The following is a 13,091-nucleotide window of genomic DNA, read 5'->3' as shown; positions in this document are numbered from 1 at the left end:
GGCTTTGAACCGCCGCACGTGCCCAGGTCAGACCGGCGTCACTGGCAGGCGAGGCACTCGTCATAGTCGGTGGTCTCGCCGATCTCGAACTTGGGGGCGTCGATCGTGTTGTCCGCTTCCACGCCACCGGCAAAGCCAGCGCGCTGCACCGACTTGGAGCGCAGATAATAGAGCGACTTGATGCCCAGTTCCCAGGCGCGGAAGTGGAGCATCAGCAGATCCCACTTCTCGACATCGGCCGGGATGAACAGGTTCAGCGACTGGGCCTGATCGATATAGGGGGTGCGATCGGCCGCCAGTTCGAGCAGCCAGCGCTGGTCGATCTCGAAGCTGGTCTTGTACACATCCTTTTCTTCCTGGGTCAGGAAGTCGAGATGCTGGACCGAGCCGCCGCGTTCCAGGATCGAGTTCCATACGGCGCTCGAATCCTTGGCCTTTTCGACCAGCAGCTTTTCCAGATAGGGATTCTTCACCGCGAAGCTGCCCGAGAGCGTCTTGTGGGTGTAGATGTTCGCCGGGATCGGCTCGATACAGGCCGAGGTGCCGCCGCAGATGATCGAGATCGACGCGGTCGGCGCGATCGCCATCTTGCAGGAGAAGCGCTCCATAACGCCCTGGTCGGCGGCGTCGGGGCACGGCCCGCGCTCCTGCGCCAGCATCATCGACGCCTCGTTCACCTTGGCATTGATATGCTTGAAGATGCGCAGGTTCCACGACTTGGCCATGGCGCCTTCGAACGGAATGCCGCGTGCCTGCAGGAAGCTGTGGAAGCCCATGACGCCCAGGCCGACCGAGCGTTCGCGGCTGGCGCTATATTTGGCACGCGCCATTTCCGGCGGGGCGCGGTCGATATAGTCCTGCAGCACATTGTCGAGGAAGCGCATGATGTCTTCCGCGAAGGTCGGGTGATCCTTCCACTGATCCCAGGTTTCCAGGTTCATCGAGGAGAGGCAGCAGACCGCCGTGCGATCCTGGCCGAGATGGTCGCGACCCGTCGGCAGGGTGATTTCCGAGCAGAGGTTCGACGTCGAGACCTTGAGTCCCAGGTCGCGGTGATGCTTGGGCATCATCCGGTTCACCGTGTCGGAGAAGACGATATAGGGCTCGCCGGTGGCGAGGCGGACCTCGACCAGCTTCTGGAACAGCGCGCGGGCATTGACGGTGCCGCGCACCGACTGGTCCTTGGGGCTACGCAGGTTGAAATCACTGCCGTCGCGCACCGCTTCCATGAACTCGTCGGTCAGCAGCACGCCATGGTGCAGGTTGAGCGCCTTGCGGTTGAAGTCGCCGCTCGTCTTGCGGATTTCCAGGAACTCCTCGATCTCCGGGTGGGAGACGTCGAGATAGCAGGCGGCCGAGCCGCGACGCAGCGAGCCCTGGCTGATCGCCAAGGTCAGCGAATCCATCACGCGGACGAAGGGGATGATGCCGCTGGTCTTGCCATTGAGGCCAACCGGCTCACCGATGCCGCGCACGCTGCCCCAATAGGTGCCGATGCCGCCGCCGCGCGAGGCGAGCCAGACATTCTCGTTCCAGGTGTTGACGATGCCTTCCAGGCTGTCATCGACCGAGTTCAGATAGCAGCTGATCGGCAGGCCGCGGCCGGTGCCGCCGTTCGACAGCACGGGCGTCGCCGGCATGAACCAGAGCTTGGAGATATAGTCATAGACGCGCTGCGCATGATCGGCATCGTCCGAATAGGCGGCGGCGACGCGGGCGAACAGATCCTGATAGCTCTCGCCGGGCAGCAGATAGCGATCGTTCAGCGTATCCTTGCCGAATTCGGTCAGCAGCGCATCGCGCGACGAATCCGTCACGACATGAAAGCGACGCTCATGAATCTTGGACGACGCGGACTCGGTCGCCTTGCCCTTGGCAGCCTTGGGCTCGGCCTTGTCCACCAGATCCTCGATACGCTCGTCCATTACCGTCGCCACGTCGCCGTTTCCACCTTGTTCACTATCTCGAAAGTCCATGCGAGCCCCCGATTGTTCCTGTTCCGTTCGATTCGGTCCAGCAATGCCGGGGCGCACCCAGGCATCATAGCATGAACCCGATCGGGCCGGGACAGAAATGGGGTCAACCGATCCGATCGCAAGGACAAAAGCCCCGTATCGCCGGAAGCAGGTCCGACAATGCAATCACAATCTATTGGGTGACCCCCTTGGTCCCGATACCACAGATAGTGCCACAGCCCCGCCGACACGCAAGAGGGTAAATGACAGTTCGGGGACTCGGTTCATCGACGCCTGGATTCGCTTCGTCGCTGACGCGCCACCCCATAGCGCAGCGACGCGCGGACTTCCAAGGGCCTTGGAAAAGACAAGGGGGGCCCATGAAATTAAAAAATAAATTTGTCTTGCCACGCAAATGCGCGCGTCGCGCAATCGGCGACAAAATCATGACATGGGGGCAGAGGCGCGGACGCGACCACAATCTGTTGAATCGCTGCCTTTATCGTCCCCCTGCATATCACCGCGCGATACGCTATGATGATGGGAAGGCGGGCGAATCCATCCGCAGCGATCGGGAGGCAGGCATGATCCTCTATTACCATCCCCTCTCCTCCTATTGCTGGAAGGTGCTGATCGCCTTTCATGAAAATGGCACGCCCTTCACCCCGCGCATCCTGGAGGATGCGGCGGCGCTAGCCGAATGGCAGGTGCTCTGGCCGCTCGGCAAATTCCCCGTGCTGCACGACCCGGTGCGCGGCGCGACGATCGCGGAGGCAAGCATCATCGTCGAATATCTGGGCCGGCACGAACCCGGCACCTTCCGCCCGATCCCGGTCGATGGCGACGCGGCGATCGAGGTGCGGCTGATGGACCGGCTATTCGACAATTATGTGATGGGGCCGATGCAGGCGCTGGTCGCCGACCGGTTGCGGCCCGAGGAGGCGCGCGATCCCCATGGCGTGACGGCCAATGTGGCGGCGCTGCGCAGCATCTATGCATTGCTGGAGGATCGGCTGGCGGGGCGGAGCTGGGCGGCGGGCGATCATCTGTCGCTGGCCGACTGCGCGGCGGCGCCCTCGCTTTATTATGCCGACAGGATCGTGCCGCTGCGCGCCGGCCACCCGGTGCTGGGCGCCTATCTCGACCGGCTGGAGGCGCGGCCCAGCTTTGCCCGTGTGCTGCGCGACATGCAGCCCTGGTGGCAGAATTTTCCCTTTGCCGACGGGCCGCTTGCGTCCTGAACCGCAACCCTCTTCTGGACTCATCGTCTCAAAGGCCTATAGCCCCGCCTTGCAGGGACCTGCCGTGCAGAGGCGGGCCGCAAGAATAGGGACCAGGGTAGATGACCGTCATCAAGACCGCCGACCTCATCGAGAGCGTCGCCGACGCACTCCAGTTCATTTCCTACTATCACCCGATGGATTATATCCGGGCACTGGGTAAGGCCTATGAGGCCGAAGCCAATCCGGCGGCGAAGGACGCCATCGCCCAGATTCTGACCAACAGCCGCATGTGCGCCGAAGGCCACCGCCCGATCTGCCAGGACACCGGCATCGTCAATGTGTTCGTGAAGTGGGGCATGGAGTGCCGGCTGGACGACAATAGCCGCTCCATGCAGGAGGTGATCGACGAGGGTGTGCGCAAGGCGTACCTCAACCCCGAAAACCGCCTGCGCGCCTCGATCTTGAAGGATCCGGCTTTCTCGCGCCAGAATACCAAGGACAACACGCCCTGCGTGCTGAACGTGGAAATGGTGCCGGGCAACAAGGTGATCATCGACGTCGCGGCCAAGGGCGGCGGCAGCGAGAACAAGACCAAGTTCAAGATGATGAACCCCAGCGATTCGATCGTCGACTGGGTGCTGGAAATGGTGCCGCAGATGGGCGCGGGTTGGTGCCCGCCGGGCATGCTGGGCATCGGCATCGGCGGCACCGCGGAAAAGGCCGTGGCGCTGGCCAAGGAAAGCCTGATGGACCCGATCGACATGGGCGAGCTCAAGGCGCGCGGCCCGCAGAACAAGATCGAGGAACTGCGCATCGAGCTGTTCGACAAGGTCAATGCGCTGGGCATCGGCGCGCAGGGCCTGGGCGGCCTTGCCACCGTGCTGGACATCAAGATCCACGACTATCCCTGCCATGCGGCGGGCAAGCCGGTGGCGATGATCCCGAACTGCGCCGCGACCCGCCACGCGCATTTCACCCTCGACGGGTCCGGCCCGGCCTATCTGGAAGCGCCCAAGCTGTCCGAATGGCCGCAGGTCGACTGGAAGCCGAGCAAGGAAGCGATCCGCGTCGATCTCGACACGCTGACGCCGGAACAGGTGCAGGGCTGGAAGCATGGCGACCGCCTGCTGCTGAACGGCAAGATGCTGACCGGCCGCGACGCCGCGCACAAGCGGATCGCCGACATGCTGGAGAAGGGCGAGACCCTGCCGGTCGATTTCAAGGGCCGCGTGATCTATTATGTCGGCCCGGTCGATCCGGTGCGCGACGAAGTGGTCGGCCCGGCTGGCCCGACCACCGCGACCCGCATGGACAAGTTCATGGACATGATGCTGGAACAGGGGCTGGCCGCCTGCGTCGGCAAGGCCGAGCGCGGCCCGGCCGCCACCGACAGCATCGCCAAGCACAAGAGCGCCTATCTGATGGCGGTCGGCGGCGCAGCCTATCTGGTCGCGCGCGCGATCAAGGAAGCCAAGGTCGTGGGCTTCGAGGATCTGGGCATGGAAGCGATCTACGAGTTCACGGTGGAGGACATGCCCGCCACCGTCGCCGTCGATAGCGAAGGCCAGAATGTCCACCGCCTCGCCCCGCTGGTGTGGCAGGAGAAGATCAGACAAGAAAAGCTGCTCGAAGGGGCGTAAGCTTGCCTAATCCTCCCCAAGCTTGGCTTGGGGAGGGGGACCGGCGAAGCCGGTGGAGGGGAAATAGACAATGCCCCCGAAACGCGAAACCGTAGAGAAGGCGCGCAACCTACGCCGCGCCCTCTCCCCACCCGAAGTGGCGTTGTGGCAATGGCTGCGCCGCAGGCCCGATGGCCTCAAATTCCGGCGGCAACATCCGGCCGGTCCCTATATACTGGATTTCTATTGTCCCTTGGCGCGGCTGGCGATCGACGTGGATGGCAGCGGCCATGATATCGCCGAACAGGTTGCGCATGATGCGCAGCGCAATGGCTGGTTGCAGGCGCAAGGGTATCGCGTGCTGCGGGTTCGGGCCGTAGATATCTTCAGGGATTTTGATGCGGTGGGGCGGCTTATTCTCGACCATTGCGCATTTCCCCTCCACCACTCGCTACGCGAGCGGTCCCCCTCCCCATCTGACGATGGGGAGGATCAAGTAAGTGGCTGATCTCGATTAAACGCCCGGAACCCCGCCCCTTCCCCCGCATTATGTCCGGCACCCCAAGCCGGAGTTCACCCATGGCCTTCACGCAGCTCGAACCGCTTTTGCCCGTCACCATCGAAGGCAAGGGCAAGGGTTATGCCTTTGCCGTCATCGACTATGGGCAGGAGCATAATCTGATCTGGGTGACGGGTCTGTCCGACAGCGGCGAGATATGGTGTGCGCCCAATCCCTTGGTACGGCTGGAATCAAGCTGGACCATGGGACGTGTGATGCCACGTAGCCCGGATTGGACGGAAGCCATGCCCACCACCAAGCCAAGCTGATATGAAAAGGGCGCGCCACCTAATGGATGACGCGCCTTTTTCGTAGCCCCCTCCCCATGCTGAACATGGGGAGGAATAACCTTCGGTTTTACAGCTTGCCGCTCAAGGACACGCCGATGATGCGGGGTTCGTTGAACACCGGCGCCATATAGTTTTCGATCACGCCCTTCATATTCTTCTCGCCCGTGATGTTGCGGGCGAAGGCGGCGATCTCGTACTTGCCGTCCGGCGCGGTGTAGCCGATCTTCAGGCCGCCTTCGAAGTCACCCTTCGAGTAGAACTCCTTCGTCTTGTAGAGGACGAAGTTGGTGTAGCCCTGGATGTTCCAGTCGGTCGCCGCGAAGATCTTGCCACCATTGCCCAGCGGCACGTCATAACGAGCCGCGATGTTGGCAGTGTATTTCGGCGCGTTGGGCAGCGGGTTGCCGTCGATCTGGGCAAAGACGCCGCGCGCGTTGGTGACGGTCGGGTCTTCCACGGTGCAGACGACCACGCTGTTCAGCGTGCAGACCTGGGCATAGACATTCTTGTCGTTGATCTCGCTGTGCAGCAGGCTGAGGCCGGCCGACAAAGTGAGATTGTCGAACGGACGCGCTTCCAGATCGGCTTCCAGGCCATAGGCCTTGGCGGCGTCGGCGTTGAACAACACGCCATTGCCGTTCACGTCATTGCCGTTGAGCTGGATGTCCTTCACCTTCCAGGCGAAGCCCGACAGGTTGAAGCGCAGGCGGTTGCCCAGCAGGTTGGTCTTGATGCCGCCTTCGTACGACATGATCGTTTCCGAATCCGCCGTGGTGAAGTCGCTGTTGAACACCGCCGAGCGGCCCTGGATGGTCGGGCCACGGAAGCCGCGCGCGACGCGGGCGTAGAGGCTGACCTCGGGGCTGACTTCATACAGGGCGCTGACGTCCCAGCTCGGTTCCTTGCCGGTCAGCTTCACATAGCGACGGCCGGCATAGGTCGAGACGCCCGCCGCATTGGCGGTGGCGCGGACCAGACGGGTTTCCTTCGTGTCCTTGGTGTAGCGGCCGCCAGCGGTGATGGTCAGGCCCGGTACCACTTCGTAGCTCGCTTGGCCGAACAGGCCCCAGCTTTCATTCTTGTTGCGCAGACGCACCCAGTTGTTGGGATTGTTGGCGGTGCCGGTCAGGAAATAGGCGCGCTGGTAGAAGTCGGTGGTGTCGCGGCTGTCGAAATACATGCCGCCGACCTGCCACTTGAAGGCACTGTCGCCGTTGCTGGCGAGGCGGACTTCCTGGGTCAGCTGGTCAAGATCACGGACATTGCCCTGGCTCTGGCCGAAGCCGTTGGCCACGCCGTTCACCGGATAATCCGCACCCGCGCCGCCATCGGTGTCACCACGGCTGTAGCCCGACGTGGTTTCATAGGCGGTGATCGAGGTCAGGGTGACGGGGCCCATGTCGATCGCGATATTTTCCGACGCGCCATAGGTCTTGTAGGCCTGCGGGTTGTTCATCGCTTCGTCGAGGGCGATCTTCGAGCGGGGTTCGCCCGACACGCTGTTGCTGCCCTTGGTGAGGCCGGCGCGGTGGAAGATGGTCGAGGTGCCGTCATAGTCGCGCGCATGAACGCTGGTCAGCATCGAGACATTTTCGGTCGGTGTCATCAGCAGCTGAAGGCGCACGTCCTTCTCATTATAGCCGCCCATCGCGTCCTTCTTCGGCGACACAGTGCCGTCGGCGCTGGGGCCGGTGTAGGTGTTGTCGACCCAGTCGTCGCGATGCTGGTAGAGGGCCGAGACGCGGAAGGCGAGCTTGTCCGCGACGATCGGGCCGCCGATGCCGCCGTCGAAGGTGACGGTGTTATAGCTGCCATAGCTGGCCTGGGCGCGACCTTCCCAATCCATCGACGGACGGATGGTGTCGAACTTGATGATGCCCGCCGTGGTGTTGCGGCCGAACAGCGAACCCTGCGGGCCGCGCAGCACTTCCACCTGGTTGACGTCGAACACCGGGTTCGACTTCAGCACGACATGCTCCAGCACGACATCGTCCTGGATGATCGACACCGGCTGCGACGCGCCGAGGTAGAAGTCGATATTGCCAAGGCCGCGGATGTAGAAGCGCGGGAAGATGCGGCCGGTGGTGGTTTCGGCGTAAAGGCCGGGCACGCGGGCGGCGAGTTCGAGAATGTCGCCGCCGCCGGCGGTCAGGTTGCGCAGCGCATCGCCCTGCACGACGCCGACCGAGACGGGCACCTTCTGCAGATTTTCCGAGCGGCGCTCGGCGGTCACGACGATCTCGTCGAGCTGGCCGGCGTCAGCGCCCGCTTCCTGCGCATGGGCGACGCCACCAAGGGCGAGCGCACCGAAGGCCGAGGTCAGCAGCAGCGCCGACCGTGCGAAAGTGAATTTCGACAAGGTTATTCCCCGATAATATTGCTTTTGCGTCCGGGACAGCGGCGCCCCTGCGCCTGCCGTCCGGGATGCCATCGCCGCTAGGCGCGATTTGTGGCGGGACGGTGACGCTCGCCCTGCCCATCATGGGAACATGTCGGAATGTTGCCGAGCGTTGTAACAATGCAACACAATGCGATCCGCGCGCCAAGGTGACTGGCAAGCGTCATACACGCTTGTTATCGTCCCCGCCCATGACAGGGGAAATCGAAGCAGCGGGTGACGCGATCACCGGGGGCATGCTGGCACGGGCGGTCGAGCCGGGCCATGGGGAAGCCCATGAGGCCGGCCATGGCGCCTGCCTGAATTGCGGCACGGCGGTGACGGGCAATTATTGCCCCGAATGCGGCCAGGCCGCGCATCTGCACCGCAGCTTTGCCGCGATCGGCCATGACCTGGCCCATGGCGTGCTGCATTTCGAAGGCAAGATCTTCACCACCCTGCCCGAGCTGGCGCTGCGCCCCGGACAGCTGACGCGCCGCTATATCCATGGCGAGCGGGCCAAGTTCGTATCGCCCTTTGCCCTGTTCCTGTTCAGCGCCTTCCTGATGTACGCGATCTTCTCGCTAACCAGCCATCATGGGCCGGAAGGCGCCCGCAACCAGGTGAAGATGAACAGCGAGGCAATCGCCGAGCTGAAGAAGGAAGAGGAAAAGGCCGATGCCCGCATCGCCAAGGTGCAGGCGCAACTGGCCGAGCCGGGGATCAGCGCGAGCCGGCGCGAGACATTGCAGGAAAAGCTGAAGGACGCGCAGGACGAACGGAAGGGCCTGTCGCTGGCGAGCGGCCTGACCAACTCGCTGACCGGCGAAGGCGTCAACAAGAACGTCGCCGATACGGTCGGCAAGGCGATCAGCGCGGCGGCCAAGGATCCCGAATTTGCCTATTACAAGCTCAAGGCCAATGCCTATAAATTCTCCTGGCTGCTGATCGTCATATCGCTGCCCTTCCTGTGGCTGCTGTTCCCGTTCAGCCGCCGGTTTAAGATTTATGACCATGCGATCTATGTGACCTATTCGATCGCCTTCATGTCGCTGCTCTTCTCGCTGTCGATGATTCTGACGGCGGTCGGCGTCACCCATGGGCTGGTGACGGTCGTGCTGCTGTTGTTCGCGGCCTGGCACATGTATCGCCAGTTCAAGGATGCCTATCAGCTTTCGCGCAGCGGCACCTTGCTGCGGCTGCCGCTGCTGTACGGCTTTGCCTGTGCATCGCTGTCGCTGTTCTTCGCCTTCCTGATGATGATGGGGTGACGGGTCGCGTCCCTATTGTATAGGGCGCGCATGATTACGTCCCCGATCTGGTTGCCCGCCACCCTGATGGCCGGGGCCACGCAGGCCTGGCGCACCGCGGTGCAGCGGCGCGTGGGCAAGACGCTGTCGATCAATGCGGCGGGCCTGGTCCGCTATCTTTACGGCATTCCCTTCGCGCTGATCCTGCTTGGCGGCTATCAGCTGCTCTTCCCCGCGCCCTTCCCTGCGCTGGGCCGGCTGTTCCTGCCCTTCTGCCTGGCCGGCGGGCTGGCCCAGATCATCGCCACCAATTTGCTGATCATGGCGTTCGGACACCGCAATTTCGTCGTCGGCACCGCTTATTCCAAGACCGAGGCGGTGCAGGGGGCGATCCTGTCCTTCCTGCTGATGGGCGAGCGGCTGAGCGCGCTGACCTGCGCCGGAATCGGCTGCGGCGTCGCCGGCGTCATGCTGCTGTCGACCGGCGGCAAGCGGATGGGGCCGATCGATTTCCTGCGCGCGCTGGGCCAGCCGGCGGCGATCACCGGCATTGCATCGGGATTCTTCTTCGCACTGACCGCCATCGGCATCCGCCGCGCGACGCAGCAGGTGGGCGGGGGCGATCCGATCCATGCCGCGCTGATCGTGCTGAGCGTCACGGTGCTGCTGCAGACGCTGCTCCAGGGCGGCTATCTGGCGCTGCGCGAGCCGGGCGAGATGCGCAAGGTGTTCACCAGCTGGCGCGTGTCGGGCCAGGTCGGCTTCCTGTCGGCGATGGGATCGGCCTGCTGGTTCACCGGCTTTGCCACCGCGCCGGTCGCGCTGGTGCGGATCGTCGGGCAGATCGAGGTCGCCTTCACCATGGCGTTCGGCCATTTCTACCTGGGCGAACGCATGGCGCGCAGCGAGGCGATGGGGCTGATGCTGGTCGCATGCGGTGTGGTTCTCGCTCTACTCGGTGCGCTTTAGGCATTTTTGGAAAATGCGCGAAAGAGCGCATTTCAAGAGCCGCACCAGCCCACACCCCCACCCGGCCGCCCATCAGGATATCATGTCTGGGAGGCCGGGTGGGGGTGTGGGCCGGTGCGGAGGCCTCATTCTGGCGAAGCTGACATCCGTGTCAGTATGATAACCGATATTTTACCATCCATGGCTAGCCAGTTGCCGTGGGCACAGAAACGCAATCGGGAACCGTCGCACGAGCGGTAATGAAGGTCGCCAAATTATCCGGCGACCTGGGTATCCGTACGCTCGACCTTCAGGCAGACATCAGCGAACTCGCGGACCGGGTGACGCAGCAGGCGCGCACGATCGAGGCGATCAGCGGCGCCGCGTCGCAATTGTCGCGCGATGGCGAAAGCGTGTCGCTGGTCGGCCAGGACGCGCGCGAGAAGGCGGTCGCCGCCCGCGCCATCATCGATGATTCGGGTCGACAGCTGTCGACCGCGAACGGCAATTTCGTCGACCTGATCGAACAGGTGAGCCGCATCCATGCGCGCCTCGACGGCTTTGGCGAGGCGCTCAAGACCGTCGCCCATGTCACCAGTGTGATCAGCGGCATCGCCAGCCAGACCAATCTGCTCGCGCTCAACGCGACGATCGAGGCGGCACGGGCCGGCGACGCGGGGCGCGGCTTTGCCGTGGTCGCGGCCGAAGTGAAGAAGCTGGCGCAGGAAACGGCGAGCGCGACCCAGACGATCGAGCGGTCGATCGGCGCGCTGACCAGCGAGGCCGGCGGCATGCTGGACAGCATCACCCATGGCGCGCAGACCGCGCGCACGGCGCTGTCCGACACCAAGAATATCGAGGCGCTGGTCGACCGGCTGGGGTCGCTGATGCAGGGCCTGTCGAGCAACAGCGAGGCGGTGGCCGAGCGGATCGCCTCCATGGTCGGTTCCGCCAGCGAGATCCGCACCGGCCTGTCTGCGCTGTCGAGCACGTCGGGCGACAATGCCGACGGCCTGCAACGGCTGTCGGGCCGGGTGTCGATCGCCAGCGACGATACCAACATGCTGCTGCAATATCTGGCGGAAAGCGGCGTCGACATTCCCGATTCGCCCTATATCCGGTTCAGCCTGACCGCCGCGCAGGCGGTGGGCCATGCGATCGAGCAGGCGCTGGATGATGGCCGCATCAGCGAGGCCGATGTCTTCAGCGAATATTATGCGCCGATCCGCGGCACCAATCCGCCGCAATTCACCCATCCCATCCAGCCGATCATGCAGGCCGAGGCGCGCGCGCAGCAAGAAGTGGCGCGCGGCTACAAGGGCTTGTTCGGCATGACCTTCACCGATCGCAACAGCTTCGGCGCGATCGCCATGCCGGAACGCGCGCTGCCGCAGCGGCCGGGCGACGAGAAATGGAATGCGGAATTTTCGCGCCAGGGCGTGGTGTTCGATTTCCCCGACACGCGCGAACAGTGCAAGATCACCGAACCCTTCTGCATCAAGGCCTATCGTCGCCTGACCGCCGAGGGCGAGGTCATCCTGCTGAAGCAGGTGATCGCCTCCATCCACGTGCGCGGGCGCCACTGGGGCATCTTGCAAATGGCCTACAAGGATCAGGGCTGATCCGCGCCGCCCGGCGCGTCCGTTTCCTCCTATAAAAGAGGCTGCCCCGCAGCGACCATGGCCGCCCGCCCGATAGAGCAGGGCGGCCATTTTCCTGCCGATGGGGAGGCACGGATGAAGCGCATCGTGGTCTGTTGCGACGGCACCTGGAACGAGCCCGACCATAATGAGCAGGGCAAGCCCTGCCCGACCAATGTGGTGAAGCTGGCCAGCCTGATCCCGGCAATGGCGGCGGACGGCACGGCGCAGCGCGTCTTCTATCATAATGGCATCGGGTCGATGGCGTCGCGGACCAAGCGGCTGATCGACGGGGCCACCGGCTATGGCATCAGCCGCATCCTCCTGTCCTGCTATGCCTGGCTGGTGCGCACCTATCAGCCGGGCGACCAGCTCTATTTCTTCGGCTTCAGCCGGGGCGCCTATACCGCCCGGTCGCTGGCCGGTTTCGTGCGCAATTCCGGCATATTGCGGCCCGAGCATGAAAGCCTGATCCCCGATGCCTTCGCGCTCTATCGTTCGCGCGACGGAACCCGCGCGCCACGATCGGAGGCGTCGCGCCTGTTCCGGCAAAGCTATGCCTGGTCGGACGGCACGCCGATCCGGTGCGTCGGCGTGTGGGACACGGTCGGGTCGCTGGGCGTGCCCAACACCTTGTTCCAGGGGATATTGAAGCATCTGTTCCGGGTGAATCGGGAATTTCACGACACCGACCTGTCATCGAGCGTCGCCTTCGCCTTTCATGCGGTGGCGATCGACGAGCATCGCAAGCCGTTCCTGCCGACATTGTGGACGATCCCCGAGGGGCAGGGCGCAGGCCAGCATGTCGAGCAATGCTGGTTCCCCGGCTGCCATGCCGATGTCGGCGGCGGCAATCCCGATTCCGCCCTGTCGGATATCGCGCTGGAATGGATGGTCGAGCGCGCGCGGCTCGCGGGACTGGCGGTGGATGATCCGTTCGGGCTGGTGCCGCCCGGCTTCCCGCCGCACCATCCCGATCCGCTTGGGCCGGTCAGCGAATCCCAGACCTTCTTCTATCGCCTGTTCGGATCGGGCGAGCGTGCGATCGACGTGCCGCATGACGCCGGGCGGACCAATGAAGCCCTGTCCGATGCCGCGGTCCAACGCTGGCACAAGCTGCCCGAATGGCGGCCGGCGGCGCTGGTCGACCTGGCGAAGCGCAAGCCCGACATGCTGCGACCGTAACGCGCAAAAAGGGGCGGATCAGGGCCGGCCGGCGCCTGATCCGCC

Annotated in this window: 10 protein-coding genes; 8 read left to right on the top strand and 2 right to left on the bottom strand. The window is 63.8% G+C overall.

Annotated features, from left to right (window positions below; translation table 11 throughout):
- Window positions 1-38: 38 nt before the first annotated feature.
- A complete protein-coding gene (locus tag HH800_RS23680; protein WP_010336832.1) occupies window positions 39-1,925 on the bottom strand; it encodes a ribonucleoside-diphosphate reductase subunit alpha in 1,887 nt (628 codons plus the stop codon).
- Between the two features lie 614 nt (window positions 1,926-2,539).
- On the opposite strand from HH800_RS23680, the gene HH800_RS23675 reads away from it, so the two are divergent.
- The 4 genes from HH800_RS23675 to HH800_RS23660 all read left to right on the top strand — a co-directional run bounded on the left by HH800_RS23675 (window position 2,540) and on the right by HH800_RS23660 (window position 5,625).
- A complete protein-coding gene (locus tag HH800_RS23675) occupies window positions 2,540-3,196 on the top strand; it encodes a glutathione S-transferase family protein (RefSeq protein ID WP_169862795.1) in 657 nt (218 codons plus the stop codon).
- Window positions 3,197-3,297: 101 nt separating this feature from the next.
- Complete coding sequence (locus tag HH800_RS23670) at window positions 3,298-4,818, top strand: fumarate hydratase (RefSeq protein ID WP_169862793.1); 1,521 nt, start codon at window positions 3,298-3,300, stop codon at window positions 4,816-4,818.
- 70 nt (window positions 4,819-4,888) lie between these two features.
- Window positions 4,889-5,305, top strand: a complete 417-nt coding sequence (locus HH800_RS23665; RefSeq protein WP_169862791.1) for an endonuclease domain-containing protein — start codon at window positions 4,889-4,891, stop codon at window positions 5,303-5,305.
- Between the two features lie 71 nt (window positions 5,306-5,376).
- On the top strand, window positions 5,377-5,625 hold the full coding sequence (locus HH800_RS23660) for a hypothetical protein (RefSeq protein ID WP_169862789.1): 249 nt from the start codon (window positions 5,377-5,379) through the stop codon (window positions 5,623-5,625).
- 88 nt (window positions 5,626-5,713) lie between these two features.
- Here the strand turns inward: HH800_RS23660 and HH800_RS23655 are convergent, their stop codons facing one another.
- A complete protein-coding gene (locus HH800_RS23655) occupies window positions 5,714-8,005 on the bottom strand; it encodes a TonB-dependent receptor (protein WP_169862788.1) in 2,292 nt (763 codons plus the stop codon).
- A 230-nt stretch (window positions 8,006-8,235) separates the two neighbouring features.
- Between HH800_RS23655 and HH800_RS23650 the strand changes: the two genes are divergently transcribed.
- From HH800_RS23650 to HH800_RS23635, 4 genes are all read left to right on the top strand, one after another.
- Window positions 8,236-9,294 carry a DUF3667 domain-containing protein gene (locus tag HH800_RS23650; RefSeq protein ID WP_169862786.1) on the top strand — a complete coding sequence of 353 codons (1,059 nt, stop codon included), beginning with the start codon at window positions 8,236-8,238 and terminating at the stop codon, window positions 9,292-9,294.
- Window positions 9,295-9,324: 30 nt separating this feature from the next.
- A complete protein-coding gene (locus HH800_RS23645; protein WP_169862784.1) occupies window positions 9,325-10,242 on the top strand; it encodes a DMT family transporter in 918 nt (305 codons plus the stop codon).
- 239 nt (window positions 10,243-10,481) lie between these two features.
- Window positions 10,482-11,843: a methyl-accepting chemotaxis protein gene (locus tag HH800_RS23640; RefSeq protein ID WP_010336825.1), complete on the top strand. Its 1,362-nt coding sequence runs from the start codon at window positions 10,482-10,484 to the stop codon at window positions 11,841-11,843.
- Between the two features lie 57 nt (window positions 11,844-11,900).
- A complete protein-coding gene (locus tag HH800_RS23635) occupies window positions 11,901-13,046 on the top strand; it encodes a DUF2235 domain-containing protein (protein ID WP_235681954.1) in 1,146 nt (381 codons plus the stop codon).
- The last annotated feature ends 45 nt before the right edge of the window (window positions 13,047-13,091 follow it).

Origin of the sequence: Sphingobium yanoikuyae (assembly GCF_013001025.1) — a bacterium.
GTDB lineage: Bacteria > Pseudomonadota > Alphaproteobacteria > Sphingomonadales > Sphingomonadaceae > Sphingobium > Sphingobium yanoikuyae_A.
The sequence above is the reverse complement of the archived record's forward strand: the minus strand, read 5'-3'. Positions and strand labels throughout refer to the sequence as shown.

Bases quoted from the DNA above. Each gene is read 5' to 3' on its own strand.
- HH800_RS23650 (WP_169862786.1), top strand. From the start codon at position 8,236: ATGACAGGGGAAATCGAAGCAGCGGGTGACGCGATCACCGGGGGCATG.
- HH800_RS23660 (WP_169862789.1), top strand. From the start codon at position 5,377: ATGGCCTTCACGCAGCTCGAACCGCTTTTGCCCGTCACCATCGAAGGC.
- HH800_RS23635 (WP_235681954.1), top strand. From the start codon at position 11,901: ATGGCCGCCCGCCCGATAGAGCAGGGCGGCCATTTTCCTGCCGATGGG.
- HH800_RS23640 (WP_010336825.1), top strand. From the start codon at position 10,482: ATGAAGGTCGCCAAATTATCCGGCGACCTGGGTATCCGTACGCTCGAC.
- HH800_RS23665 (WP_169862791.1), top strand. From the start codon at position 4,889: ATGCCCCCGAAACGCGAAACCGTAGAGAAGGCGCGCAACCTACGCCGC.
- HH800_RS23675 (WP_169862795.1), top strand. From the start codon at position 2,540: ATGATCCTCTATTACCATCCCCTCTCCTCCTATTGCTGGAAGGTGCTG.
- HH800_RS23645 (WP_169862784.1), top strand. From the start codon at position 9,325: ATGATTACGTCCCCGATCTGGTTGCCCGCCACCCTGATGGCCGGGGCC.
- HH800_RS23670 (WP_169862793.1), top strand. From the start codon at position 3,298: ATGACCGTCATCAAGACCGCCGACCTCATCGAGAGCGTCGCCGACGCA.
- HH800_RS23680 (WP_010336832.1), bottom strand. From the start codon at position 1,925: ATGGACGAGCGTATCGAGGATCTGGTGGACAAGGCCGAGCCCAAGGCT.